The sequence below is a fragment of the Salinivibrio sp. IB643 genome (assembly GCF_001996105.1).
GTDB lineage: Bacteria > Pseudomonadota > Gammaproteobacteria > Enterobacterales > Vibrionaceae > Salinivibrio > Salinivibrio costicola.
The window spans coordinates 1-25,350 of record NZ_MUFF01000032.1; the positions used below are offsets into that span (position 1 = coordinate 1).

General features: G+C 49.0%; 20 protein-coding genes. 11 read left to right on the forward strand and 9 right to left on the reverse strand.

Going from position 1 to position 25,350, the window contains the following annotated elements; all coding sequences use genetic code 11:
- Positions 1–306: hypothetical protein (locus BZG77_RS12415; protein WP_131826156.1), on the reverse strand; the 306-nt coding region annotated here is incomplete at its 3' end.
- A complete protein-coding gene (locus BZG77_RS12420; RefSeq protein ID WP_131826157.1) occupies positions 296–772 on the reverse strand; it encodes a hypothetical protein in 477 nt (158 codons plus the stop codon). The genes BZG77_RS12415 and BZG77_RS12420, both read right to left, overlap by 11 nt.
- A 172-nt stretch (positions 773–944) precedes the next feature.
- On the opposite strand from BZG77_RS12420, the gene BZG77_RS12425 reads away from it, so the two are divergent.
- Complete coding sequence (locus BZG77_RS12425; RefSeq protein ID WP_077647469.1) at positions 945–1,418, forward strand: hypothetical protein; 474 nt, start codon at positions 945–947, stop codon at positions 1,416–1,418.
- A gap of 164 nt (positions 1,419–1,582) precedes the next feature.
- On the opposite strand, the gene trhP is transcribed toward BZG77_RS12425, so the two are convergent.
- Both trhP and rdgC read right to left on the reverse strand, forming a co-directional pair.
- On the reverse strand, positions 1,583–2,929 hold the full coding sequence (gene trhP, locus BZG77_RS12430) for a prephenate-dependent tRNA uridine(34) hydroxylase TrhP (RefSeq protein WP_077647470.1): 1,347 nt from the start codon (positions 2,927–2,929) through the stop codon (positions 1,583–1,585).
- 135 nt (positions 2,930–3,064) lie between these two features.
- Positions 3,065–3,973, reverse strand: a complete 909-nt coding sequence (gene rdgC, locus BZG77_RS12435; protein WP_025744607.1) for a recombination-associated protein RdgC — start codon at positions 3,971–3,973, stop codon at positions 3,065–3,067.
- Positions 3,974–4,013: 40 nt separating this feature from the next.
- Here rdgC and BZG77_RS12440 point away from each other — a divergent pair, with 40 nt between their 5' ends.
- The 5 genes from BZG77_RS12440 to BZG77_RS12460 all read left to right on the forward strand — a co-directional run bounded on the left by BZG77_RS12440 (position 4,014) and on the right by BZG77_RS12460 (position 12,230).
- A complete protein-coding gene (locus BZG77_RS12440; RefSeq protein ID WP_241844153.1) occupies positions 4,014–5,369 on the forward strand; it encodes an exonuclease SbcCD subunit D C-terminal domain-containing protein in 1,356 nt (451 codons plus the stop codon).
- Between the two features lie 3 nt (positions 5,370–5,372).
- Positions 5,373–9,140 carry an AAA family ATPase gene (locus BZG77_RS12445; RefSeq protein WP_077647472.1) on the forward strand — a complete coding sequence of 1,256 codons (3,768 nt, stop codon included), beginning with the start codon at positions 5,373–5,375 and terminating at the stop codon, positions 9,138–9,140.
- Between the two features lie 107 nt (positions 9,141–9,247).
- Complete coding sequence (phoB, locus tag BZG77_RS12450; protein ID WP_021022894.1) at positions 9,248–9,937, forward strand: phosphate regulon transcriptional regulator PhoB; 690 nt, start codon at positions 9,248–9,250, stop codon at positions 9,935–9,937.
- Positions 9,938–9,975: 38 nt separating this feature from the next.
- Positions 9,976–11,283, forward strand: coding sequence for a phosphate regulon sensor histidine kinase PhoR (gene phoR, locus BZG77_RS12455; protein WP_077647473.1), 1,308 nt, complete (start codon positions 9,976–9,978; stop codon positions 11,281–11,283).
- The gene (locus BZG77_RS12460; protein WP_077647474.1) at positions 11,277–12,230 is read left to right on the forward strand and encodes a PstS family phosphate ABC transporter substrate-binding protein; all 954 of its coding nucleotides are present in this window, start codon (positions 11,277–11,279) and stop codon (positions 12,228–12,230) included. The genes phoR and BZG77_RS12460 overlap by 7 nt, the downstream gene beginning before the upstream one ends.
- Here BZG77_RS12460 and ppx read toward each other — a convergent pair.
- Positions 12,227–13,738 (reverse strand): exopolyphosphatase, encoded by a 1,512-nt coding sequence (gene ppx / locus BZG77_RS12465; protein WP_077647475.1) that lies wholly within the window; start codon positions 13,736–13,738, stop codon positions 12,227–12,229. The two genes, BZG77_RS12460 and ppx, sit on opposite strands and share 4 nt — an antisense overlap.
- Complete coding sequence (gene ppk1, locus BZG77_RS12470; protein ID WP_077647476.1) at positions 13,713–15,827, reverse strand: polyphosphate kinase 1; 2,115 nt, start codon at positions 15,825–15,827, stop codon at positions 13,713–13,715. Before ppk1 ends, ppx begins: the two co-directional genes overlap by 26 nt.
- A gap of 459 nt (positions 15,828–16,286) precedes the next feature.
- Here ppk1 and BZG77_RS12475 point away from each other — a divergent pair, with 459 nt between their 5' ends.
- The 4 genes from BZG77_RS12475 to phoU are packed head-to-tail and all read left to right on the forward strand — an operon-like array spanning position 16,287 to position 21,746.
- Positions 16,287–18,527 (forward strand): ABC transporter permease subunit, encoded by a 2,241-nt coding sequence (locus tag BZG77_RS12475; RefSeq protein ID WP_077647477.1) that lies wholly within the window; start codon positions 16,287–16,289, stop codon positions 18,525–18,527.
- A 17-nt stretch (positions 18,528–18,544) separates the two neighbouring features.
- Positions 18,545–20,191 carry a phosphate ABC transporter permease PstA gene (gene pstA, locus BZG77_RS12480; protein ID WP_077647478.1) on the forward strand — a complete coding sequence of 549 codons (1,647 nt, stop codon included), beginning with the start codon at positions 18,545–18,547 and terminating at the stop codon, positions 20,189–20,191.
- Between the two features lie 18 nt (positions 20,192–20,209).
- Positions 20,210–21,028: a phosphate ABC transporter ATP-binding protein PstB gene (gene pstB / locus BZG77_RS12485; protein WP_077647479.1), complete on the forward strand. Its 819-nt coding sequence runs from the start codon at positions 20,210–20,212 to the stop codon at positions 21,026–21,028.
- A 10-nt stretch (positions 21,029–21,038) separates the two neighbouring features.
- A complete protein-coding gene (gene phoU, locus BZG77_RS12490) occupies positions 21,039–21,746 on the forward strand; it encodes a phosphate signaling complex protein PhoU (RefSeq protein WP_021022902.1) in 708 nt (235 codons plus the stop codon).
- 4 nt (positions 21,747–21,750) lie between these two features.
- On the opposite strand, the gene ppk2 is transcribed toward phoU, so the two are convergent.
- From ppk2 to BZG77_RS12505, 3 genes are all read right to left on the reverse strand, one after another.
- Positions 21,751–22,563 (reverse strand): polyphosphate kinase 2, encoded by an 813-nt coding sequence (ppk2, locus tag BZG77_RS12495; RefSeq protein ID WP_077647480.1) that lies wholly within the window; start codon positions 22,561–22,563, stop codon positions 21,751–21,753.
- Between the two features lie 143 nt (positions 22,564–22,706).
- A complete protein-coding gene (locus BZG77_RS12500) occupies positions 22,707–23,450 on the reverse strand; it encodes a copper homeostasis protein CutC (protein ID WP_077647481.1) in 744 nt (247 codons plus the stop codon).
- Positions 23,451–23,635: 185 nt separating this feature from the next.
- Complete coding sequence (locus tag BZG77_RS12505; protein WP_077647482.1) at positions 23,636–24,238, reverse strand: peroxiredoxin C; 603 nt, start codon at positions 24,236–24,238, stop codon at positions 23,636–23,638.
- Positions 24,239–24,380: 142 nt separating this feature from the next.
- Here BZG77_RS12505 and BZG77_RS12510 point away from each other — a divergent pair, with 142 nt between their 5' ends.
- A complete protein-coding gene (locus BZG77_RS12510) occupies positions 24,381–25,313 on the forward strand; it encodes a hydrogen peroxide-inducible genes activator (protein WP_077647483.1) in 933 nt (310 codons plus the stop codon).
- Positions 25,314–25,350: the final 37 nt, after the last annotated feature.

Below are 25,350 nucleotides of genomic sequence, written 5' to 3' on the forward strand. Positions count from 1 at the left end.
ATAATTAACATACTCAATTATTGACCTTAGTGGTAGATTTAATAATAGTCGCGTTGCTTTTAACTCCCGCTCTATGGCATCGTAATGTCTTTCCCATGCAGCTTTATCAGATTTTATTGCTACGGCTGCTGTTATTACTGCTGCAATCAATGCGACCATGCCTGCGTTGAAGGTTTGCCATTGAAGCAACGTGGCTCTGAGGAGATGGACACCCCCCTCATAAAAAGGAATGAAGAACATGCATATGAAGTATACGAAGAGTAAAACTAACACTAATGAATATGATAATATTTTTTTATTTTTCATTATGTAAACCTTTGAATAATGGTTTGGCTTTTTCTCGTAAGACAATAGATGTTATAAGAAATGCTAATGATGATATAAATGAAAAGTAAAACGTTGTAAAAAGCAAAGTGAGATAAATAAAAACAATCCCAGTTAAAACTATCCGCATCGATGTTTCATCTAGTGCGTTTTCAATACCCTCTATCGATGCTCTTTTTTCTTTAGCATAGAAATGAAAGCCAAGGGCGTAAGTGAAAATAACGAGAGATATTACATTAAGAGTTAAAGCCATCTCAAGAGATAAGCTGCTATGCACAAGCTCTCCTGCGCTAAGTAATGCCAAAATATAGGTCATGCAGAATGCAGATAGACCTCCATACACCCAAATGTAATATTCATTTCTATTGCTTTCTTTCATATTAAAACAGTGAACTTTCGTTTGCGCATAACCACACTCAAATTTACTTGCAAAATCCGCATTACGCAATGAGTGATGGCCTCCTGTACGTCATAACTCTGATAAATTCATTGCTGTGCTTTTTGTTGATAAATCTCAGGTGTGAGAAAAGCGATCCTTGTAACGGCGTTTGGGATAATGTAGCGATAGGCTGGCCTTGTACACGCAATTATCACTATTCAACATCAAAAGGAGCAAGGTTATGTCTTATATTCCCGAACGCTCAATGCGGTACAAAACAGCTCAGCGTGACTATAAAAAAATCATCAGTGTGGTCGATGCATTTTACTCAAAGCCAAACACAACGGCGCTAGATGAACAGAGTATCACCGTCGTAATGCCCTATACAGACACCCATCGAGCCATGCAGCTAGAGGCTTTCGGCAAGCGCATTGATATACGCACTTCCATCACGTTTTTACAGGATCATGAATTGCTTATTGAGTCAGTGGCTGTTTATGTGCCAGAAGCTGAAGGTAAAAACGAACAGGTTTTAGAGAGAACGTGGTTCGATACGTCAGGCGTCCGAGAAATGCCTACGTCTTGCAGTGTGTCGGTAAGCAATGAATTTTATCCAGCGTTAGGCTTTCTTATTAAATCGGTAGATGCTCTACTGAAACTTAAAGAATTTAGGTTAGTGTCTAAGGGAGCAACTGACTGGGGAGCTTTGCTTTAGCGGTGATTGTGAAGCAGGAAATTACCCCCTTATTTTGTGTTACGCGGCGCAAAGTGGTACACGCCGAGTAACACAAATTTATAAGTGGTTGTTATATGGTAATAAAAAACACGGATTCACACATATCACAGTTTATGCATTTATCGGTGATGAGTAGTGCCATATTACTTACCCGATGGGTTACGCGTATCTTGGCCTGATTGTAGGTTACGCATCAGTAGCGCGTACTCTAGATCCATATCAGCGGGCACGGGAATAAACACGAAATGGCCGCTGCCTTTGGCATCGTCGATCGCTTCTGATTTGCGGTTTTCCATCGCCTCTAAGGTGAAATGCACATTGCCGCGTGGCGTCATTAGCTCCATGCTGTCACCGAGCGTAAATTTATTCTTCACTTCCACTTCGGCCAGATCGCCTCGACGCTTGCCAGTGAATTCGCCGACAAATTGCTGCTGCTCAGAAATCGAGTAACCATAGTCGTAGTTTTGATAGCTATCGTGGGTATGACGGCGCAAAAAGCCTTCGGTATAGCCTCGGTGTGCAAGGTTCTCGAGGGTATTCATCAGGCTCTCATCGAATGGTTTACCGGCCACGGCATCATCAATGGCTTGGCGATACACCTGTGCTGTGCGTGCGCAGTAATAGAACGACTTAGTACGGCCTTCGATTTTGAGCGAATGAACGCCCATTTGCGTAAGCCGTTCAACGTGCTGAATGGCGCGCAAGTCTTTTGAGTTCATGATGTAGGTGCCGTGCTCATCTTCGTAGGCCGCCATTAACTCACCGGGACGTCCACCTTCTTCGAGCAATACTACGTCATCAACCGGCTCGCCTTTACCAAGTGTGGGAGTCACTTCTTGAACTTGTACCACCTGGCCAGCATCGTCTTCTTTGCCTTGATGGACTTTGTAGTCCCAGCGGCAAGCATTGGTGCAGGTACCTTGGTTTGGATCGCGCTTATTAATATAGCCTGATAGCAAACAACGACCAGAATACGCCATACAGAGCGCACCGTGAACAAACACCTCAAGCTCCATTTCAGGGCAGTGTTGGCGGATGTCTTCGATCTCTTCCAGTGATAATTCACGCGATAAGATCACACGCTCAATGCCTTGTTGTTGCCAAAACTTAACCGTGGCCCAGTTAATCGCATTAGCTTGCACGGAAAGATGAATCGGCATATCAGGAAAATGTTCGCGGACCATCATGATAAGGCCAGGATCCGACATGATCAGCGCATCAGGACCCATATCAATGATAGGTTTAAGATCACGAATAAAGGTTTTAAGCTTTGCGTTGTGCGGCTGAATGTTACAAACCACGTAGAATCTTTTTCCCTGCGCATGGGCTTCGTCGATCCCAATTTTTAGGTTGTCGTGGTTAAATTCATTGTTGCGCACACGCAGGCTATAGCGTGGTTGACCGGCGTAAACAGCGTCAGCCCCGTAGGCAAACGCGTAGCGCATGTTCTTTAGGCTACCGGCGGGAGAGAGTAATTCTGGCGTCAACATAATTCCAAGCTTGAGTCTGAGTGTAAGTCAGGCACCTTCACGTTGAAGGTGAGTGTGGGCGCCATTTTACTGTGACATTGCCCACACTACCAGCCGAATTTACCTAATCTTTGTAAGGGTTAATGCGGTAAAGGATTAGTCGGTTTTCAGTCCGCCTAGCGCGGTAAATATGCCATCGAGCAAGGTGTCGAGCTCACCACACATGAGTGATAAATCTGCATCAAGGCGAGCAGCGACATCTTCGCGGTCAATATCGGCGTTTTGATCGCGGATTTCCTCTGAGAATTTGAGCCGCTTTAGGCTAAGGTCGTCGCCAAGAACGAAGTGAACTTGCTCTTGCCAATCCATCGATAACTTAGTGACTTGTTTGTCTGCCTCAAGGTGCGCTTGGATTTCATCACTGGTGAGATCTTGCTGCTTACATTTGATCACCCCACCTTCTTCGAGTAGCGCTTTAAGCTCGGCCTCATCACCGAGGTGGAAGCCTTGTGGGGCTTGGCCTTGCTTGACCCATTCTGTCATCGCTTGCTCGGTTGGTGTTTCCGTTTCAACCGGCACCACGGGCAAACTGCCAATCGATTTACGTAATAGGGCGAGCAGCTCTTCCCCTTTTTTAATGCTTGCCGCATCAACGAGGATCAAGCCTTTATCGGCCATAATCAGCGCACACATCTGGCTTTGGCGAGTAAACGCGCGTGGTAATAGTTCCATGACCACATCGTCTTTTAAGCTGTCTTTCTCGCGCTTTTTCAGGCGTTGACCCTGCGCTTGCTCCATGGCGTCCACTTTTTCTTCCAAGGCATCTTTAATGACCGAGGCAGGTAAGAGCTTTTCTTCTTTGCGAGCGCGGATCAGAATATTGTTACCGCTGATATGGGTGAGCATATCGCCGTGTTTACCCAACGCATGATCCCAGCCAAATTTTTGCATGTCTTGGCTGCCACACGGGGTAAAATCGAATTCTTTCAGCTGGCTTTCCAACTGAGCGGGATCGAGAGGAATATCACGGGTGAGACGATAGACGAGTAAATTCTTAAACCAAATCATGGCGAGGCTTTATCCATCCTGTTGTGAGAAAGGCAACATGGTATTGCATTCACTCTCGAATGTCGCTGCAATTAGCGTAGAATTTAACCCTACTCGCGTATTGTGCGAGATGCACTTGCCGAACGCTCAAATAAAATGGATTACCCCAGCTGTGTTAAAAATCATTCATACCTCCGACTGGCACCTTGGTCATCAGCTTCACGGTTACGATCGTCAATATGAACATCAAGTCTTTCTCGATTGGCTCAAGCAATGTCTCATTGATGAGCAAGCCGATGCATTGTTAGTGGCCGGTGATGTGTTTGATACGGCGAATCCACCGGCAAGCGCATGGCGGATGCTGTATCGCTTTTTAGCCGACATAGCAAAAGTGTTGCCCCATTTAAATGTGGTGATCACCGGGGGAAATCATGATTCACCTAGCAAACTCGACGCCCCACATGAGCTTCTAAAAGCCTTTGATTTACACTTAATTGGTGCCATTGCCCGCGATAATGATGGGCGTTTAGACACCGAGCGCATGATGGTACCGATCACTGATAACAGTGGCGAGACGGCAGCATGGATACTCGCGGTGCCTTTTTTACGCAGTGGTGATTTGCGTACTGAAGGGTTGGGAGAAGAGGATGATCGTCTCATCGAAGGGGTTCGACAGGTTTATCAGCAAACCGAACAAGCGGCGCGCGCTAAGTGCAAAGGGATGCAAGCATTGATCGCGATGGGGCATGTGTATATGGCCAGTGGTGAATTATCTGAGATGTCAGAGCGGCGTATTCTAGGTGGTAATCAGCATGCGCTGCCCGCTGATATTTTCAGTGACGATGTGGCCTATGTCGCGCTTGGGCATTTGCATTTAGCTCAGCAAGTCGCCAAACAAACACGGATTCGTTATTGCGGCTCACCGCTTCCCCTATCACTGTCAGAGCGCCATTATCAGCATCAAGTGTTGGCCGTTACATTAGAAGGCAACCAACTGCAGAGTGTGGCGCCTCACATTGTCCCGCGTGCCGTGGATCTCTGGCGAGTGCCAGAAAAAGCTGCGCCACTTGATACTGTGTTAGCGAGCTTGGCAGCGTTGGCGCCGCAAGATTTGCCGCTCGCTCAGCAACCCTTACTCGATGTGCCTGTGCTGTTAGATAAACCACAGCCGATGTTACGCGAGAAGATTTTAGCCGTGCTTGAGGACAAACCTGTGCGTCTGGCAAAGATTACGCCGCATTATCGCGAGACGTCCCAAGATACGGGCTTTCGCCAGCAACACCTTTCCGACGTAGAACCGTTTCAGGTATTGCGTCATGGCTGGCAGCAAAAATACCAAGGTGAGCCGGATGAGGCGTTATCGGCGACGTTTTCTCACTTATTGGAGCAATTGGAACAGGACGAGGACCAATAAATCATGAAAATTCTGGCATTGCGTGGCGAGAATTTAGCCAGTATTCAATACCCGTTTGCGTTGGACTTCTCCCAAGGCCCACTCGGTGATAGCGGTTTGTTTGCCATCACGGGGAAAACGGGCGCAGGAAAATCGACGCTTTTGGATGCGATTTGCTTGGCGCTCTACGATAAGATCCCGCGTTTTCAATCCAATAAAAAACACGATGCCGATATTGGTTTGGGCGACCCGGCAACCCGAGTTAAAGCCAATGACGTTCGGAGTATTTTGTCTCGAGGCAAAGGCGAAGGTTATGCCGAAGTCGACTTTCTTGCCCATGATGGCAGCCGCTGGCGTGCACATTGGTCGGTGCGTCGCGCGCGAGGAAAAGCAGACGGTCGGATCCAAGCCAGTGAGCACTGGTTACAAAATCTGACCACAGACCAGCGTATTGCGGGCAAAAAACAAGAAGTGCTGAGCGAGATAGAGCGTCTAGTGGGGCTCAGTTATGAGCAATTCCGCCGTGCGGTAATGTTACCGCAGGGGGATTTTGCTGCGTTTCTAAAAGCCTCGGCAGATGACAGAGCGGCGTTGCTTGAACGTATGACAGGCACCGAAATCTACAGCCGTTTGTCGCAAATGGCGCATGAGCGTGCGCGTGAAGAAAAAAACGCGCTGGATCAGCTCACCCAACAGCTTGGGGATATTAACATACTCAGTGATGACGAAGAGCAACAACTGCACCAAGCGCAACAAACGTGTCAGCAGCAGATTCAAACGCAGCAACGGCAATTAAAAAAACTGAACGATTATCGCCAGCAGCACACGCATTTGGCGCAGGCGGAACAAGGGCTCGCCGCTGCCCAAAAAGCCTTGGATGAAGCCAGTGACGCGCGAAAAGGGGTGGCGGCGCGGCGGCAAAAACTGGATGACATTGCGCGCGTGCAAATGGCCAGAGACGATTGGCAGGCTGTGCAAACACGTCAATGGCAGCAGCAGGCATTAACGCAGGATCTTATTCACTTGGCGCGCGAAGAGCGAGCGATAGCCGACGATTATGAGGTGCAAGCCGCGCACTGGCAAGACGCTAACCGAGGGGTCACGGAAGCGGAGCAAGCTTGGGCTGATATCGAACCTAAAATACGTGAGGCGCAGCAGCTAGATACGCAGTTGGCAGGATTAGACAGCCAAATGCACGAGCAAAATATGGCGCTGAATGCACAACAGCAAAAGTACCGGCATGCCCAGCAAACACTCACGCAAACGCGTGAAAAATCTCAACAACAGGCGCAGCGAGCGCACGCATTAGAGCAGGAGATTGCGCGTTACGGCGACTTTTCGCATATTGCTGAGCATTATCAGCCAGTATTCGACAATCTTCGCCAATACTTAGACTGCCAAGACACCCTGACCGCGTTACAAGAAGAATATCAAACGCGTTACCGCCAACGTCAGCTGTGGGCACCACAACGAGAGAAAATTGACCAAGATATTGCGCAGGTCGATGACAGCAGCGTGCAATTGAAAACCAAGCGTCAGGCGGCAAACCCTGAATCCTTGTTCGCGGCACAAGAAGCCGACCAAGCACGTTATGCCAAGCTTCAGCAGCAAAAACGGCAACAAGAGTCACTGCTCCATGAGGCGCAAAATTGGCAATATTGGCAAGAACGCTGCCAGCATAACCATGTAGAATTTGAAAAGCATGAAGCGATTTATCGCGACAGCCAAACGCATTTAGACCGACTTAAAGAGACGCTGACCCGTGAACAGGCCCAGGTTGATGAAGCGCAACATAGCTTGCAACAAGCAATGGCTGTTGTCGAGTTAGACGATCTTCGTCAAGCGCTGAAAGAGGGCGATCCGTGTCCGTTATGTGGGGCAACTGAGCATCCTTACTTGCATCACGCACCGGCAATTGAAGGCATGATCGCGCAGCAACAGTCGCGTGTCGATGTGTTGCAAGCCTCTTATAATCAACACAACGCCGAATACTATTACTGGCAAAAACAGCATCAACACAGCCAGCATGTCTGTGCCGAACTACGGGAGCAGGGCTTAGTGTGGCAGGCTGAGCGTCAGCAGTATGAGAACGGGCTACGCGACGCAATGGTAGAGCTTGGGTGGCAGTTGGCGCCTGAACAACCCCTCGATGAGACGTTGAGCGAGATAGAAGCGCACGCAAAACAAACCGACAGCGACTATCACGCTTGTTATCAGGCGATCACTGCACGTCAACACCAGTTAGCGCAAATTCAGCAAATGGATGCCGCGTTGAGTGATTTACAACACGCACGAGAACAGCTTGTTGCGCGCCGACATCAACTGGATCAGTCATTGACCGAGTGTGAGACGCGGCTGAGCGCCATTGATGAGCAGTGGCAGCAACAACACGAACAGCTGACGCGCGTGAGCCAAGCGCTTGATCAGCAACTCGGTGCAGGACAGTGGCTCACAAGCCTGCAACAGGTGGGCGCCGCACGTTATATTCGCCAGATGGAGCAAAAAATTCAGGGCTACCGTGCGCTGCAGGACGAAAAAACATCGCTTGCCACGCAAAAACAACAGATAGAGACCGAGCTAGCGTCATTAACCCAGCAGTGTCAGAGCTTGTCAGAGGACACGCAGGCACGGCAAGCGCAATTAGTGAATCTGGCGCAAGCGCATCAACAGCGCAGCGCGGCGCGTCAGGCGTTGATCCCCGATTCAGACTTGGCGGCGCTTGAACAGGCGTATAAATCAGCAATCGAGGCGCAAAAGACTAAGCGTGCGCAGGCTGAACAAGCCTATAGCCAAGCCAGTGAAAAGCGGGCAGGGGTACAGGCACGTCAGCAAACCTTGCGCCAACAACAGCAAGAGGCTGCGCAACAGTATCGCGCCAGTGTTCGACGTTGGGTCCAATGGCAACCGACACTAGCCATGCATCAATACGACATCCTCCACGCTTTATCTTACTCTGAAACCTGGCGAGCCAGTGAGCGGGAAGCGATCAGTGAAGTAGAAGCGGCTTACCAAGAAGCTAACACGCGCTTAGACGAACGTCAGCAACAATTAACCCATTGCCAGCAGGCGATTGCCGCGGCGCAAGTGTGGTTTGATGAGCAGCAGCTACCGGATGATGATGCCGCGTTGACCGCCCAGCACGATGCCTGGCAACACGCGTTAGAAGACGCCGAGCAGCAGCTGTTTACATTGCGTCACCAATTAACCGAATCAGAGAAGGCCAAACAGCAGGCCGGATCGCTGACCGAGAAAATTGACGCGCAGCGTAGCCAAACGGAGCAGTGGTTAAAACTGGCCGATTTAATTGGCTCGGCCAGCGGAGCTAAATTCCGTAATCTCGCACAATCGCTGACGCTGGCGCAGCTGGTCGAGATTGCCAATGAGCATTTGGCCTCATTATCGCCTCGTTATGCGTTACAAACCGTGCCCGATAGCTTACTGGCGTTGCAAGTCGTTGATCATGATATGGGCGATGAAGTACGCAGTGTTGAGTCCTTATCTGGCGGTGAAAGCTTTCTGGTCTCTTTGTCACTGGCGCTTGCGCTGGCATCATTAGCGGCGGATACACGGCAACTTGGATCCTTATTCATAGACGAGGGCTTTGGCACACTGGATCCGGAAAGCCTGGAAATGGCGTTGGCCTGTTTAGACACCTTGCAAGCCGACGGGCGGCAAATTGGGGTCATTTCCCATGTAGGCACACTGGTTGAGCGCATCGGTGCGCAAGTGCGCGTCGATAGTCAAGGTGGGGGCGCTAGCCGCGTCCTGGTCACACAGCAAGGTGCTGGCTAGGTCACAGCCTGTTAACACAACGCGAAATTTGCTCGCGTCGGGTCACAAAAATGTCATAATAAATGCACATAATGGCGCCAGTTAAATGATAACACTAGGTAATTATCATGGTTAGACGGATTCTCGTTGTTGAAGACGAAGCCCCCATTCGCGAGATGCTTTGTTTTGTCTTAGAGCAAAAAGGCTATCAAACGGTTGAGGCAGAAGACTACGACTCAGCGCTGGCGCAAATATGCGAGCCTTACCCAGAAATGATCCTCATGGATTGGATGTTACCTGGTGGATCTGGACTCAACTTGATTAAACATTTGAAGCGTGAAGAGCTTACGCGCCAAATCCCAGTGGTGATGCTGACCGCTCGGGGCGAAGAAGAAGATAAAGTTCGAGGCCTTGAAGTGGGTGCCGATGATTACATCACCAAGCCTTTCTCACCGAAAGAGTTAATCGCACGACTGAAAGCGGTCATGCGGCGTGTCTCACCGACCACGTTGGAAGATGTGATTGAAGTGCAAGGTTTAAAACTCGACCCGGTTTCACACCGTGTTACAGCGAATGATGATCCCCTTGATATGGGGCCAACCGAGTTCAAACTTCTACATTTTTTTATGACTCACCAAGAGCGTGTCTATAGCCGTGAACAGCTGCTTAACAATGTTTGGGGCACCAATGTTTACGTTGAAGATAGAACGGTTGATGTGCATATTCGTCGCCTGAGAAAGGTATTAGAGGCGGGTGGACATGCTAAGTTAGTACAAACCGTTCGTGGGGCGGGGTATCGCTTCTCAACACGTAGCTAGAACATCCCTTTAAAGGGGTGAGCCGATATGGAGATATAATGGTCGAACGACTGTCTTGGAAGAAGCTAGCCTGGGAGCTGGCTTTTTTTTATTTACCTTGGCTCGTAGTGGGTGGATTGTTTGGCGGCCTACCTTGGTTATTACTCGGCGCCACCGTAGCGATGTTATTGTGGCACTTGCACCAGCAAATAAAGCTGTCTGACTGGTTATGGAAAGACAAGAGCTTAACGCCTCCATCCGGTACGGGATCGTGGGAGCCTTTATTTAATGGTATTTATCGCTTACAAAAGCGTAACCGCCGGCGTCGCAAAGAGCTTGCTAACTTAATTCGCCGTTTTCGTAATGGCGCGGAGTCTTTGCCCGATGCGGTGGTGGTATTTGAGCGCGATGGCGCCATTGTCTGGTGTAACAAACTTGCTCAGGAGCTACTTGGCTTGCGCATGCCGGATGATAACGGCCAGCATATTAGTAACTTGATCCGCGCACCGGAATTTGTCAGTTATATCGCCAATGCCAATGCCAATGCCAATTACGATACGGCGCTGGAAATGCGCTCTCATCTGAATAGCGCTCGCACACTTGAATTTCGGACCATGCCCTACGCGGAAGGCGAATATTTGATGGTGGTGCGTGATATCACGCAGTTAAAGCAACTGGAAGGTATGCGACGTAACTTTTTCGCCAACGTTTCGCACGAGCTGCGCACACCAATGACGGTATTGCGTGGTTACTTAGAAATGACGGAAGATCCGGATATGCTTGTTGGACCCATGTGGCCAAAAGCGCATGGTGTGATGACAGAGCAATTATCTCGGATGGAATCTTTGGTTGAGCAACTGCTTACGCTGTCTAAAATTGAAGCTGCAGCCAAGCCCGATCTCGATCATCATGTTGATGTTCCCGCGATGCTCGATGTGCTGCAAAAAGAGGCTCAGGCATTAAGTGGTAACAGTGAGCATGTACTTACCTTTGACGTCGACACGGCGTTGAAAGTCCGCGGCAATGATGATCAGCTGCGCAGTGCGATCTCAAACCTTGTTTATAATGCGGTGAAACACACTCCCGCCCAGGCAGAGATCCAGGTGCGTTGGTATCGTTCTAAAAAAGGCCCGCGCTTAGAGGTTATCGACAGTGGTGAAGGCATTCCGCCACAACATTTAGACCGATTGACTGAGCGATTTTATCGTGTCGACAAAGCGCGATCGCGAGAAACCGGTGGCAGTGGGCTAGGGCTTGCGATAGTTAAACACGCGTTGAGCCACCATGATGCTGAACTGGATATTAAAAGCGAAGTCGGGATAGGTAGCACGTTTGCATTCACGTTGCCGGAGCGGCTCGCATGTTAAAACGCGTTATCTTGTTTGTTTGTCTCGTATGGAGTCTGGATGCGTTAAGCCAAACCCATCCTTTACCGGATTACCAACGTACCAGCGGCATATCCGGCAACTTAAGCTCTGTGGGCTCTGATACGCTCGGTAATCTTATGGCGGCGTGGACAGGCGGATTTAAGCGCTTGCATCCGGGCGTTAATGTTCAGTTGCAGACCCCTGGCTCGGCATCGGCGGCGCCCGCGCTGGTGGAGGGCACTGCGCAACTTGGGCCAATGAGCCGCGCGATGCGTGTCAGTGAGGAAAACGCCTTTCAAGCGCGGTTCGGTTACCCCCCAACCGCAGTCCCAGTTGCGATTGACGCGATGGCCGTCTATGTCCATCAAGATAATCCACTTCGTACTATCAGTTTTCAACAGCTTGACGCGCTCTTTTCCAGAACGCTGTGGTGCGGTGCGAGTGACCCTATTACAACCTGGGGGCAGCTGGGCTTAACCGGCCGCTGGCAGCATCGTGATTTACAGTTGTTTGGCCGAAATTCGGTCTCTGGCACCTATGGTTATTTTAAGCAATCAGCCCTGTGTCGTGGCGATTTTCGTGCCGATGTGAATGAGCAGCCCGGTTCGGCGTCGGTGGTACAGTCGGTGGCTTCTTCACTCCATGCTATCGGTTATGCAGGGATCGGTCATCAAGCCTCGGGCGCCCGTATGCTTGCGATTTCTCGTCATGGCGACAAAGCTGTTATCCCTAGTGACAGGGCGATCCGAGAAGGTAAGTACCCACTTACTCGACATCTCTATTTATATGTCAACAAAGCGCCGCATCAACCGCTTGCGCCTTTAGATGCCGCTTTTATGCGATATATTCTCTCTAAGCAAGGACAAAAAGCCGTCAGCCAGCAAGGATATATTCCATTGCCGGCAGAAACGGTACACGCACAGCGACAGGCGCTAGGATTGGATTAGTCGTTACAGGTCAACGCCCAGTTTACGGATTGCCAGTATTGTTTTTCGGCTTCAAGATCGGCGGCTAATAAGCGGTTATCTTGGAGCCACCTTGCAGGGAAATCGAGCTGCCATGTTCCTTTTTTATCCACATTCAGTGCGATATCAGGTAGTGGCTGGTCGTTACGTTGGGAGTGCAACACACAGGCTAAGCGTAATGCGCAAATGAGGGTTTCAATCAGTTTCGGCTTAAACAAAGTAAACTTGGGCATCTCATTGAGCTTTAGCGTCTTTCGATGAAAGCGTGCCAATGTCGCGAGCACTGTCTGCTGCTCTTGATTAAAACCCGGCAAATTGGTGTGGTGTAAAATATAGGCTGAATGTTTGTGATACCCCGGATAGCCAATGCTCAGGCCAACTTCATGGAGCAGTGCTGCCCAGTTGAGCAATCCGGCGAGCTCGGACTTTTTACTGCCTTTATCCGGTTCTGCTTGCGCATAAAAGTGTGCCGCCGTTTGCTGTACACGTCGAGCATGACTCAGATCGATATTGTAGCGAGCCGCCATGTCATCTGTGGTGCGGCCGCGGATATCCGTACGCTGAAAACGATCTTCCATCTCATAGAGTAAACCTTCACGCAGTGCCCCGTCGGAAAAGCGCAGTGACTCGATGGCTAACGCATCAAATATCCCCGACAAGATAGCCACACCCGCAGCAAACACAGGTTGCCTATCGGCTGATAAGCCTGGCAAATTGATGCTCTCACTGGTTTTAAATGTCAGTAGCGTTTCAATCAAACTATCCAGGCGTTTGCGGGTGATTATGCCATCGTCGTTACCCAAGCCGATGATGACCTCACGAATCGCTTTCACCGTTCCTGAAGCCCCTAAAGCCACTTGCCAGCCTGCTTGGCGGTATTGGCTTGCGAGACTCTCTAGTTTTTGCCGAGTGGCGAGCTGAGCGGCCACAAATTGCTTTGAGCTAATGGCCCCTTTGGGGAAAAACCGTTCATTATAGCTCACACAGCCCATGCGTTTGCTATTAACCAGCAGGGGGTCAAAGTTATCACCAATGACTAATTCTGTGCTGCCGCCACCAATATCGATGACGAGTTTGCGGCCGATATTTTGTTGGGTGTGTGACACGCCCATGTAAATCAAACGCGCTTCTTCCTCACCCGAAATAACTTCTATTGGGTAAGGGAAAACTTGATTCGCTCGCTGGATAAACGTCTCGATATTACGAGATTGGCGTAACGTGTGGGTCGCGGCAATGCGGACGTTATCCACGTCAATACCGTTGAGGCGCTCAGCGAACATGGCTAAACATTCCACGCCTCGATCAATCGCTTCATCGCTAAGACAATGGTGGCTGTCTAGCCCCGCAGCGAGACGAACGCGCTGTTTATGGCGGCTGACGATTTGAAGCCCTTCACCGACGACGCGTGCGACGACCATGTGGAAACTGTTGGAGCCGAGATCAACCGCAGCAATCTCGCGCGTTTTATCCTTTGACTGGGGGTGTGTCATGTTGCAACTTTTCCGCGTGTTTGAGTGCTTGGCGTTCTATGTGTTTGAGGTAATCATAGATCTCGACTTGTGAGCGGATCTTTTTCTTGTTACCGCGTTTAACATAGGCGTTAGACATGGCTTTGTCGATGACTCGTGCTTTGGCGCGATCGGCAAATTGAATTTCCAAGATTGCCATGATGCGATCTTTGAGTCTTGGATCGCGAATAGGTGCCCCCACTTCAATACGATTATCAATATTTCGGGTCATCCAATCGGCAGATGAAATATAGATATCACGTTCACCGCCATTTTCAAAGGCAAATACACGTGGATGCTCGAGAAAGCGGTCCACAATACTGATCGCCTTGATGTTTTGACTCACCCCTTTTACGCCCGGCACGAGCGAGCACATGCCGCGGACAATAATTCGAATTTTGACCCCTTCATTGCTGGCTTTGTATAAGAGATTAACTAAGCCTCTATCAACGAGGTTATTGACTTTAAGCGTAATGCCAGCTTTGCGTTTGGCGCGCGCATGTTCAATCTCGCGCTCGATCAATTTACACATTCGGCGGCGTGAGTTACGCGGCGACACAATCAGGTGGTTAAACTTTACTGGGCGATAAGGGTTCTCGATAAAGTCGAAAACTTTTCGGATCTCTGAGGTGAGTTGTTGATCGGCAGTAAAAAGCGCAAAGTCAGTATAGATTCGTGCCGTTTTTTCATGAAAATTGCCGGTACCAATATGGCCATAATCGCGAAGTTCGCCATCTTCGCGGCGAGATATCAAGCACAGCTTGGAGTGAATTTTTAGCCCTGGCGTGCCGAATACCACTTTGRCCCCTGCGTCGGTCAGTACCCGTGACCACTCGATATTGGCCTCTTCATCAAATCGTGCCTGAAGTTCAACCACCACAGTGACGCGCTTACCGTTATTGGCAGCATCAATCATTGAATTGATAATCCGCGAGTTCTTTGCCACGCGATACACGTTGATCCGAATGCTACGCACTTTAGGGTCAAACGATGCTTGTCGCACCAGTTCGGTCATATGCCGAAAGGTATGATAGGGGTAGTACAGCAGTATGTCGCGTTCACGTATGGCCCGAAACGCATTGTTTTGCAATTGAAAATCGGCACTCTCGAAAGGCGGAAGCGGTGCGTTTTCTAGATACTGGCGTCCCACATTGGGAAAGCCGATAAAATCACGAAAGTTATGATAGCGCGCCCCGGGTAGCACACTGTCATAATCAGAAATCTTTAAAACTTGGATGRGTTTGTTCACCATTTCAGGTGGCATATCACGCTGATACACAAACCGAACAGGCAGGGCGGTTAAGCGTTGGTCCAAGCTTTCTGACATATTTTCGAGCAGGCTATGTTCGACTTCGTTGGTCAAATCGTATTCGGCGTCACGCGTCATTTTCATCGCATAAGCGTCGACGGTATCGTAATCGAACAAACCACTGAAAATCTGATCAACACAGAGTCGAATAATATTGTCCAATAAGATGATGGTTTTGCGCTGCCGCTTCCCTTTAGGCTCAGGCACTTTGACGAATCGGTCCAAATCGTCGGTTGGGATCTCAATTAAGGCATATTTGGGCTCGTCACCGGCTTTTTTTAGCTCGACGGCTAAATAGGAATAAGCGTCTTTTAAAAAGCTTAAAACATCGACATCTTTATTGAGCATGATGGGTGTAATGTAAGGCAAGATATTGCTACGAAAATAGCGTTTAAGCCATTGGGCTTGATGCTCCGACAGTTGTCGCTCATTCACCAAAAAGATATTGCGGCGTGCCATTTCAAGCAAAATATCATTATATAGATGATCGAAATCTTGATTGAGCTTGACCACTTTCGCTTGAATTTTACTAAGTAACTCCTTGGCGTGACTATCCACTCCGCGCTCTTCATCAATAATGATACGGCGTTTCACATCGGCAAACCGTACTTGATAAAATTCATCAAGATTGGATGAAAAAATACCTAAAAAGCGAACCCGCTCGATAATCGGCACGCTTTTGTCCGCAGCTTCCTGCAGTACGCGCTCGTTAAAGGAGAGCCAGCTCAGTTCTTTGTCGACATGATGGGAGTCTAAAGTCATAACGTGTGAGAAAATCCTGTTCTACTGAATAAGATGGCTGTCAAGCAAGACCGCTAAAGCGTCAAACAGCCTTTCAATGGCTTTGTGTAATACGCTGATGTTGGCTGCACTTTGTAGGAACGTATCCAGAGTGTTGATACGTGAAAACAAAATGCATCATGCGTTATCCTTAAGACGATTGTTTAAACAATTATTGAGGTCATTCAAGGTGTTGTCTATGCTTCACAGCAGTAAACTTACGAAAGTGTGCCCAATATCAACTTGGGCCAGCCTAAAGTCCGTTTGTTGCATATTTATTGCGTACCGCACCGTCTCGGTGTCGAGGTATTAGTCCGCAAGCGGCAGTATGATTAGCCATCATTCACTTTTTTATATGGATAATCATAGCGGGCCGATTTGTCACAAAATTGTCATTGTAATGAAATACAATCAAGAGCTTGATTAAAATAAGAGGCGCAAATGACCCACTCCTCACCATCACTTTCTGACACCAAACGTGCGCGACGTTTAAAAGATAAACTGACGCGTCAAACAGTGCGCGTTGGTGGTGTGATGGTATTAGTGACCTTGTTGTTGCTGTTTTTTTATCTTTTAACTGTCGTGATTCCGCTGTTTCATCAAGCCAGTGTGACGTTAAGTGAACGCTTTTCTGTCTCTTCACCTGGAGCGCCACGGTTTGTTGGCGCTGATAATCGTAATCAACTCGTTTATAGCTTGGATGAGACAGGCGTCTTGACGGTAGCGCGTCGTCCTCGTCAGTCATCGATGCCTCAACAGCCTCAAGAGAAGACAACTTTCCCGCAGGCTGACACTGTCTTACAACGCGCGCTATCGACCCTCAGTGATCCTGCGATGAGTTGGGCTCAAGCAACGGCGCCTTTTATCGCAGTGGAAAATGCTCCCGGTGAAGTGGGCGTTTGGCAATTACGCTTTGGCAACGATGACCAAGCCGGTGATGCGGTGATCCCTCAGTTATCGCGTATATCTGCGTTTGGTGGACCCGTAACGGTGGATGCGAATAGACAGCCGCTGGATAAGATTGCCCTGGCGATACCGGATAGCTTGCATGGCCAGCCGATAGCGCCTGTGTTGGCGGCTGTGACTGCCGATAATCAATTGATGATCTACCGCGGCCAGCATAAAACATCATTCCCTTTGAGCGCGCCAGTCAATCAGTTGGCATTGTCGGGCGATGGACAACGGTTATTTATCCGTCAGCATCATACTTTATCGGTTTGGCAGGTTAATAATGACATGCCCATTAAGCGCGAACGCCTAGATCTCACTCATGTGAACGATAGCTCGGTGGTTAATATGACGCTGCTAGCGGGGGGACGCTCGTTAATATTGCAGCATCAAAATGGTGATTTGACGCAATGGTTTGATGTCCTCAAAAGTGGTGAGCCGTCATTGACCAACGTGCGAACGTTTTCGCCCGGTGCTGGGGCAAAAATAATAGCGCCAGAGTTACATCGTAAAAGCGTGGCCACCGTGGATGATACTGGGCAGCTGAGTTTGGTACATGTGACCAGTGAAAAACAGCGGCATTTTGATAAACGGTTTACCTCGGTCCCGGAGGTGCTGGCATTTGCTCCTCGCGCCAACGCCTTGATGGCGGTGACACAAAATCAGTGGCAGTGGTTGGCAGTGGATAATCCTCATCCTGAAGTCAGTCTCCATTCTTTATGGCAAAAAGTGTGGTACGAGGGGTACTCATCGCCGCAATATGTGTGGCAGTCGACATCGGCCGACGATAGCTTTGAAGCAAAGTTGAGTGTGGTGCCGGTGATCTTTGGCACACTAAAAGTGGCCGTGGTTGCCTTACTGTTCGCGGTACCAATGGCCATTGGTGCGGCTATTTATACGGCTTACTTTATGTCATCAGGGTTGAGGCGATGGGTCAAACCGACGGTTGAGACGATTGAAGCATTACCTACGGTGATCATTGGCTTTTTGGCCGGCTTATGGCTTGCCCCTTGGGTTGAAGCACATATTGCTAGCGTCTTTATGTTGTTGATCCTGATCCCGTTTGTGTTGCTGGGGTTGAGCGCCTGTTGGCGAATGATCCCCCGCTATGCTCGCCGTCGCTTGCCGGATAATGCCCAAATACTGGTGATTATCCCGGTGTTGCTGTTAGTGGGGACAATGGCCGTGTCTTTAGGGCCTTGGATTGAGCAGATTTGGCTGGGAGGCGATGCACGTCAATTCATTACCCACGAGCTAGGCATTGGTTATGATCAACGTAATGCCTTAGTGGTTGGGATCGCGATGGGCTTTGCTGTGGTTCCCACCATATTTTCGATTGCTGAAGATGCGATTTTTTCGGTTCCGCCACATCTAAAGCAAGGTGCGTTAGCACTGGGGGCAACGCATTGGCAAACATTGATGCGGGTTGTGTTGCTCACCGCTAGCCCAGGGATATTCTCGGCGGTGATGATGGGATTAGGTCGCGCGGTGGGTGAAACCATGATTGTGTTGATGGCCACAGGGAATACACCGATTATGGATTGGAACCTGCTCGAAGGGCTTCGGACCTTGTCGGCCAATATTGCGATCGAAATGCCAGAGTCCGAAGTGGGGAGCTCGCATTATCGTGTGTTGTTTTTAACCGCGTTTATTTTGTTTGTTTTCACCTTTGTCTTTAATACGTTGGCTGAACTTGTTCGTCAGCGTTTACGCGACAAATACAGTCACCTTTAATTGAGATGAGAGTGCGCATGCGTCCATGGATAAAATCTGGCACGCCTTGGGTCTGGATGACGGCAGGGATGGTTAGCGTCAGTCTTATTGCCATTCTCGGTGTCTTACTCTTGCTCGGTGTTCGTGGCTTAGGCTATTTTTGGCCCACACCGGTGACCAGTTTTGAGTTACAGACGGAACAGGGCGTAGAAACTGTCGTTGGCCAGATTTATCGAACCGATGAGGTTGATGCGACTCAGCTTATAGACGCCGGTGTTCGCTTACCCGCATACCGGCAATCCGCGTATCAGCGCTTGGTGGTTAAAATTGGTAACCGTGAACGAGAAGGGCTCGACTTTCGTCAGTTACTTGCGTTTCAGATAAAAAGCCAACATACGCCGATTGAGATGGCGATGATTGAGCGCAGCGAGAACGGTGTCTTTTATGGCAAGCCAACAGCATATATTGATCAAAGCGGTACACGTCATGGATTAGTGATTTCTGCGCTGCGTCAGCAACTGGCGGATTTGGCGGCACGTCGTGATGCGATCAATAAAATTGAACAAGTCCATCTGGCAGGGGTGAATTATCAGCTCGAACAGTTGCGATTAGAGGAAAAATCTCGCGAACTTGAGGGGGCGTTGGACAAGCGTGCCCAATCGCAGATTGCATCCCGCCGCACGCAGTTGCTCACTCAGTATCAACAACTGGAGCAAAAGCTCGCAAAGCTGCGGGATAAACAAAAAACAGGGCAATTGGTTGTCGAAGATAGCCATGGTGATGAGGTCGCATTGCCGCTCGAGAATGTGCTAAATATTTGGTACCCCAACGCGATGAGCGGCGTCGATAAGCTGACATTTTGGGGGCACCAAGTGGCGGCTTTTCTATCTGAATCACCGCGTGACAGTAATGCCGCAGGTGGGGTTTTTCCGGCGATTTTTGGCACCGTTTTTCTGGTCTTATTAATGGCAGTGATTGTTACCCCTTTGGGCGTGGTCGCGGCGATTTATCTGCATGAATATGCGCCTAAAACGGCGTTCACTCGGTTGATTCGGATTGCGGTTGTTAACCTCGCTGGGGTGCCATCCATTGTTTATGGTGTGTTTGGTTTAGGCTTTTTTGTCTACTTCATTGGTGGCACCATTGACGATATCTTTTATCAAGCGGCGCAACCCGCGCCTGTGTTTGGTACGCCAGGTATTCTGTGGTCAGCGTTAACGTTGGCGATCTTAACCTTACCGGTCGTGATAGTCTCAACAGAAGAAGGGCTAGCGCGTATTCCTACAAGCGTCCGTCATGGTGCCTTTGCCTTGGGCGCGACCCAATCTGAAATGCTATGGCGAGTCGTCTTACCGATGGCAAGCCCGGCGATGATGACGGGGTTAATTTTAGCGGTTGCCCGTGCCGCCGGTGAAGTGGCGCCTTTAATGTTGGTTGGGGTGGTGAAAGTGGCGCCTTCTCTGCCGGTTGATGGCAACTTTCCTTTCTTACACTTAGAACGGAAGTTTATGCATCTCGGCTACCATATTTATGATGTGGGCTTTCAAAGTGCGCATATCGAGACTGCGCGACCTTTGGTGTATGCGACGTCGTTTTTACTCGTGTCTGTGATCGTGGCACTGAACTTATCCGCGATCGGTATCCGTCATTATTTGCGTGAAAAATATCGCGCATTAGAACTGTAACGATAAGGATCCTGCTCGATGTTTTCGATAAACCCGCCTATAGGCGCCACGCCGAGCTTAGATTTGGGAAACTTACCGAACGAGCAAACGGCGTTAGCTATTCGGGATTTGAATCTTTATTACGGGGCGACTCAAGCACTGTTTGATATCAGTATGCGTATCCCGAAGGGCAAGGTCACAGCGTTTATTGGTCCTTCTGGGTGTGGGAAGTCGACCTTACTGCGTTGCATTAACCGCATGAATGATTTGGTGGATGGGTGTCGCGTGCGGGGCGAAGTCAACTTACATGGGCAAAACATCTATCACCGCGAGGTTGATGTGCCTGCGTTACGCCGTCAAGTCGGTATGGTATTTCAGCGTCCTAATCCGTTTCCGAAATCCGTTTATGAAAATGTCGTTTTTGGATTGCGGCTGCAAGGCATTCATGATCCCCGAACCTTAGATGATGCGGTGGAGCGTTCACTGCGAGGTGCGGCGCTGTGGGGTGAGGTAAAAGATCGTCTTAACGATAATGCGTTTGGTCTTTCAAGCGGACAGCAGCAGCGGTTGGTGATCGCCCGAGCGATCGCGATTGAGCCAGAAGTGTTATTGCTGGATGAGCCCTCTTCGGCGCTGGATCCTATCTCAACACTGACGATTGAAGAGTTGATCAACGATCTTAAAAAACAATATACAGTGGTGATTGTTACCCATAATATGCAGCAGGCGGCACGGGTGTCAGACCAAACCGCCTTTATTAATATGGGCCGCTTGGTAGAGTATGCGGATACTGACACCTTGTTTACTACACCAAAAAATAAACAGACGGAAGATTACATCACCGGTCGCTACGGATAAGGAGCAGGCCTTGGATAATTACAATATTAGCCGCCATATTTCTGGCCAATTTAATGCTGAATTAGAAGCGATTCGCACTCACGTCCTAGCGATGGGGGGGCTGGTGGAGCGTCAGCTCACCGATGCTCTTCGTGCCATGCACAATCAAGATGAAGAGCTAGCGCGCCATGTGATTCGTGAAGATCACAAAGTTAATGGCATGGAAGTCGCCATTGACGAGGCCTGCACACGGATTATTGCTAAGCGCCAACCGACGGCAAGCGATCTGCGCCTGGTGATGGCAATCATTAAAACCATCACGGATCTAGAGCGTATTGGCGATGTGGCTGATAGCATCGCGAAAATGGCATTGGACAATGCCAGTCATTCTCAGCAACCTTTTTTGGTTTCTCTGGAGGCATTGGGTCAGCGTGCTGCCAAGATGCTGCATGACGTACTGGATGCGTTTGCGCGGATGGATATTGATGCGGCCATGAAAGTCTACCGTAAAGACGATTCTCTCGATCGTGAGTATGAGGGAATTTTGCGTCAGTTGATGACCTATATGATGGAAGATCCTCGTTCTATCCCTAATGTGCTAAAAGTGATGTGGTCAGCGCGTGCGATCGAGCGCGTGGGCGATCGCTGCCAGAATATTTGTGAGTACATCATCTATTTTGTAAAAGGGAAAGATGTTCGTCACATTCAAAAAGAGGAGCTCGAAAAGCTCCTCAAATAGGCGTTTAGTCGTTATCGATCCACTCACTGACCTTATCAGGGACAAAACTTTGGTCATGAAGCGGCATGCGCACATAGCCCTCTTTGCTGATCTCGGGAAGAATAACGTCTGGGTATTCAATCTCTTGATAAGGTATCTGGGTGAGAAGATGCGCGATACAATTAAGTCGCGCATGCTTTTTATTATCAGCCTCCACTACCCACCATGGACTTTCCTTGGTGTCGGTATAAGCAAACATGCGATCTTTCGCCTCACTGTATTGCACCCAGCGGCTGCGTGACTCCAAATCCATGGGACTAAATTTCCAGCGTTTTATTGGCGTGTTTATTCGCTCGGCAAAACGCTTTTCTTGTTCTTCGTCGGAGACGGAAAACCAGTATTTGAGCAAAATAATCCCCGAGCGGATCAGCATTCGCTCAAATTCAGGGCAAGTGCGGAAAAACTCTTCATATTCTTCCTCAGTACAAAACCCCATGACACGTTCTACACCGGCTCGGTTGTACCAACTGCGGTCGAATAAAACTATCTCTCCGCTCGCTGGAAGGTGTTCGATATAGCGTTGAAAATACCACTGTGTGCGCTCGCGTTCCGTCGGTTTATCTAGTGCAACTATACGGCACACGCGTGGGTTGAGTTTTTCGGTAATCCGTTTTATCACCCCACCTTTACCGGCGGCATCTCGCCCTTCAAAGATCACCACGACTTTCAGCTGTTTGTGTTTTACCCACTCTTGTAATTTGACTAGCTCGGTTTGCAACTCAAGTAATTTTTTTTCGTAGTGTTTTTTGCTGATTTTAAGGGGCTTTTTATCCGACAAAGCAGCACTCCTTTTGTGAAGACCATAATTACAAGTTAGGAAACTCAACCGTGAGATGCAATATCCTTGTCTCTAGGACACAAGCTTATCGACAAAAAGGTTTGGTCAATCACAGTATGGTGAGAGCGGCTGACGTATTGCATTTAACTGAACCGAGCGACTGCCTGCTTTACCGCCCTGACTTGCATGGGATCAGTGATGGGGTAACCGATCTTTTCACCTTCACCCATCGTCGCCATCGCATGAGTGTGGGCCGCGCTTGCTTTTGTGGTACGCGCGGACAAGTGAATATCTCGTGCGCCGGTGTGAGCGATGATTTCTGCGGCATTATGCGCTGTGATCCCAGCACCTGGCATGATACGAAGCGTCGTATGACGGACGTAATCGACCCAGGCTTTCAGTGTTTCTTTACCTTGATCGGCATGGTTGGCACCACCTGAGGTCAGAATACGTTCCACGGCAGGTCGCGCGATGAAGGCGTCTAACGCTGCCATTGGCTCGGTGCAATGATCAAATGCCCGATGGAACGTCACCCCCATACCTCGGGCTTCGGCCAGCATGGCATCGAGTAACGTTAAGTCTACTGTCCCATCTGGGCGTAAGGCGCCAATCACTACGCCATGACAGCCAGTTTTGCGGGCAGTGGCAATATCTTTAAGCATTACTTCAGCTTCATCATGGCTATAAACAAAGTCCCCTTCTCGTGGACGTATAATCGCGTAAATAGGCACGCGAGCTTGTTGTATCGCTTGATACAGGGTGCCCATACTTGGTGTGAGGCCACCGAGCTTGAGCGAAGCACAAAGCTCGATACGGTCTGCGCCCGCTTGCTGAGCAATCGATAAAGATTGGATACTATCAATACACACTTCGACGGTGACGGTCATAGGTGCTCCTTGTTTAAACGGTCTAGCATAACCGTGACCAGAGCAAGCGTCATGGACAAATCAGACAAGGTGTGACATGTAGAGAAACGGGGGGAAGGAAGGCGTTGAGAGATAATAAAAAAAGGGCCCGGTTTAGCCGGGCCTCATTATACTGTTACATTGCTCAGTGCGGGCACGTAACCTTATTACAGGTCGTCAGTGTGCTCAGACAGATACGCGGCAACACCTTCAGGTGACTCAGCCATACCTGCTTTACCTTCTTCCCACTGTGCAGGGCAAACTTCACCGTTTTTCTGGTGGAAGTTCAGTGCGTCAACCATGCGTAGCATTTCGTCGATGTTACGGCCTAGTGGTAGGTCGTTGACAACTTGGTGACGAACCACACCTTCCTCGTCGATAAGGAAAGAACCACGGAACGCAACGCCAGCTTCTGGGTGCTCAACGTCGTATGCTTTACAGATTTCGTGTTTAACGTCTGCGACCAGTGGGTATTTCACTGCACCGATACCACCGTCTTCGATGGCAGTTTTACGCCATGCGTTGTGTGAGAACTGAGAGTCGATAGACACACCGATTACCTCAACACCTTTAGCTTGGAAATCGCTCAGGCGCTTATCGAATGCGATCAGCTCTGATGGGCACACGAAAGTGAAGTCGAGTGGGTAGAAAAAGACAACTGCTTTCTTGCCTTTGGTGAACTCTTTCAGGTTGAAGTTATCAACGATTTCGCCATTACCTAGTACGGCAGCGGCAGTAAAATCTGGTGCTTGACGACCTACGAGTACCATATCTCAGCTCCTATTTAATTGTTGTCCTGTTAATCAGGTTCCTATATAAGCGAGACAAACTATAGCTAACTTGTTAGATTGAAAAAAGTGGAATTAATAGATTGTTATAATCGGAAAATACGATTGTTTAAAATATGACCTTATGAACAAATATCCTTCATTAAAGCAGCTACACTATCTGGTTACCCTGTCAGAAACGCGTCACTTTGGTGAGGCGGCGAAATTATGCTTTGTCAGCCAGTCGACACTGAGCGCAGGGATTCAAAATCTAGAAGAGTTGATTGGCGCACAGCTGATTGAGCGTGACAATAAAACCTTAGTCCTCACCGGCATGGGTGAAGAGGTGGTACGCCGAAGCCGGGAGATTCTCGCCCGTAGCCAAGATCTTATGGAGCTAACGCAAGTTAAGTCTGATCCTATGCATGGTAAGGTGCGTTTAGGGTGTATTCCGACCATTGCACCTTTTTTACTCTGTGATGTGGTCAAGCAAGTCAATCAACACTATCCAAATTTAGATTTACTGCTGCGCGAGGATACTACCGCCAATTTACTCACGGCGCTTAAACATGGCGAAATGGACATATTGATCCTTGCACTCCCCATGGATATTGGCACCATGACGCGTCGAATTGTTGGCCGCGATCCCTTTAAAATGGTCATGAGCGGCAAACAAGCAGCACAGCTTACATTGCCCGTTGATTATGAATCTCTCCCCGATGAGTCTGTCTTTTTATTAGAGCGTGAACACTGTCTCACCGACCATGCTGTCTCTGCCTGTCAGATGACTGCCTCGCAGAAGATTAATCCTTTTATGGCGACCAGTTTACATACCTTGGTGCAAATGGTGGCCAACGGCAATGGTGTGACCTTTATACCGCAAATGGCGATTGATCATGGTTTAATTGCTAATTTAGATGTGTATCTAGAAACCCCACCAGGAAAAGCAGCCTATCGTGATATCGGTATGGTATGGCGGCCATCTTCCAGTCGATTAGAGACCTTTAATAATCTCGCTGATCTGGTGACAGGACTGCTTTCCCCAACAGGTAAAGACATATTGACCGAAAATCAGTGATAAATTCTACATTAAAGGTAAAAGATTAGTTTTATAT

What these genes read in the sequence shown, in the direction of transcription:
- BZG77_RS12425 (WP_077647469.1), top strand. Translation starts at nt 945, where the DNA reads ATGTCTTATATTCCCGAACGCTCAATGCGGTACAAAACAGCTCAGCGT.
- trhP (WP_077647470.1), bottom strand. Translation starts at nt 2,929, where the DNA reads ATGTTGACGCCAGAATTACTCTCTCCCGCCGGTAGCCTAAAGAACATG.
- BZG77_RS12440 (WP_241844153.1), top strand. Translation starts at nt 4,014, where the DNA reads ATGGTATTGCATTCACTCTCGAATGTCGCTGCAATTAGCGTAGAATTT.
- BZG77_RS12445 (WP_077647472.1), top strand. Translation starts at nt 5,373, where the DNA reads ATGAAAATTCTGGCATTGCGTGGCGAGAATTTAGCCAGTATTCAATAC.
- phoB (WP_021022894.1), top strand. Translation starts at nt 9,248, where the DNA reads ATGGTTAGACGGATTCTCGTTGTTGAAGACGAAGCCCCCATTCGCGAG.
- phoR (WP_077647473.1), top strand. Translation starts at nt 9,976, where the DNA reads ATGGTCGAACGACTGTCTTGGAAGAAGCTAGCCTGGGAGCTGGCTTTT.
- BZG77_RS12460 (WP_077647474.1), top strand. Translation starts at nt 11,277, where the DNA reads ATGTTAAAACGCGTTATCTTGTTTGTTTGTCTCGTATGGAGTCTGGAT.
- ppx (WP_077647475.1), bottom strand. Translation starts at nt 13,738, where the DNA reads ATGACACACCCCCAGTCAAAGGATAAAACGCGCGAGATTGCTGCGGTT.
- BZG77_RS12475 (WP_077647477.1), top strand. Translation starts at nt 16,287, where the DNA reads ATGACCCACTCCTCACCATCACTTTCTGACACCAAACGTGCGCGACGT.
- pstA (WP_077647478.1), top strand. Translation starts at nt 18,545, where the DNA reads ATGCGTCCATGGATAAAATCTGGCACGCCTTGGGTCTGGATGACGGCA.
- pstB (WP_077647479.1), top strand. Translation starts at nt 20,210, where the DNA reads ATGTTTTCGATAAACCCGCCTATAGGCGCCACGCCGAGCTTAGATTTG.
- BZG77_RS12500 (WP_077647481.1), bottom strand. Translation starts at nt 23,450, where the DNA reads ATGACCGTCACCGTCGAAGTGTGTATTGATAGTATCCAATCTTTATCG.
- BZG77_RS12505 (WP_077647482.1), bottom strand. Translation starts at nt 24,238, where the DNA reads ATGGTACTCGTAGGTCGTCAAGCACCAGATTTTACTGCCGCTGCCGTA.
- BZG77_RS12510 (WP_077647483.1), top strand. Translation starts at nt 24,381, where the DNA reads ATGAACAAATATCCTTCATTAAAGCAGCTACACTATCTGGTTACCCTG.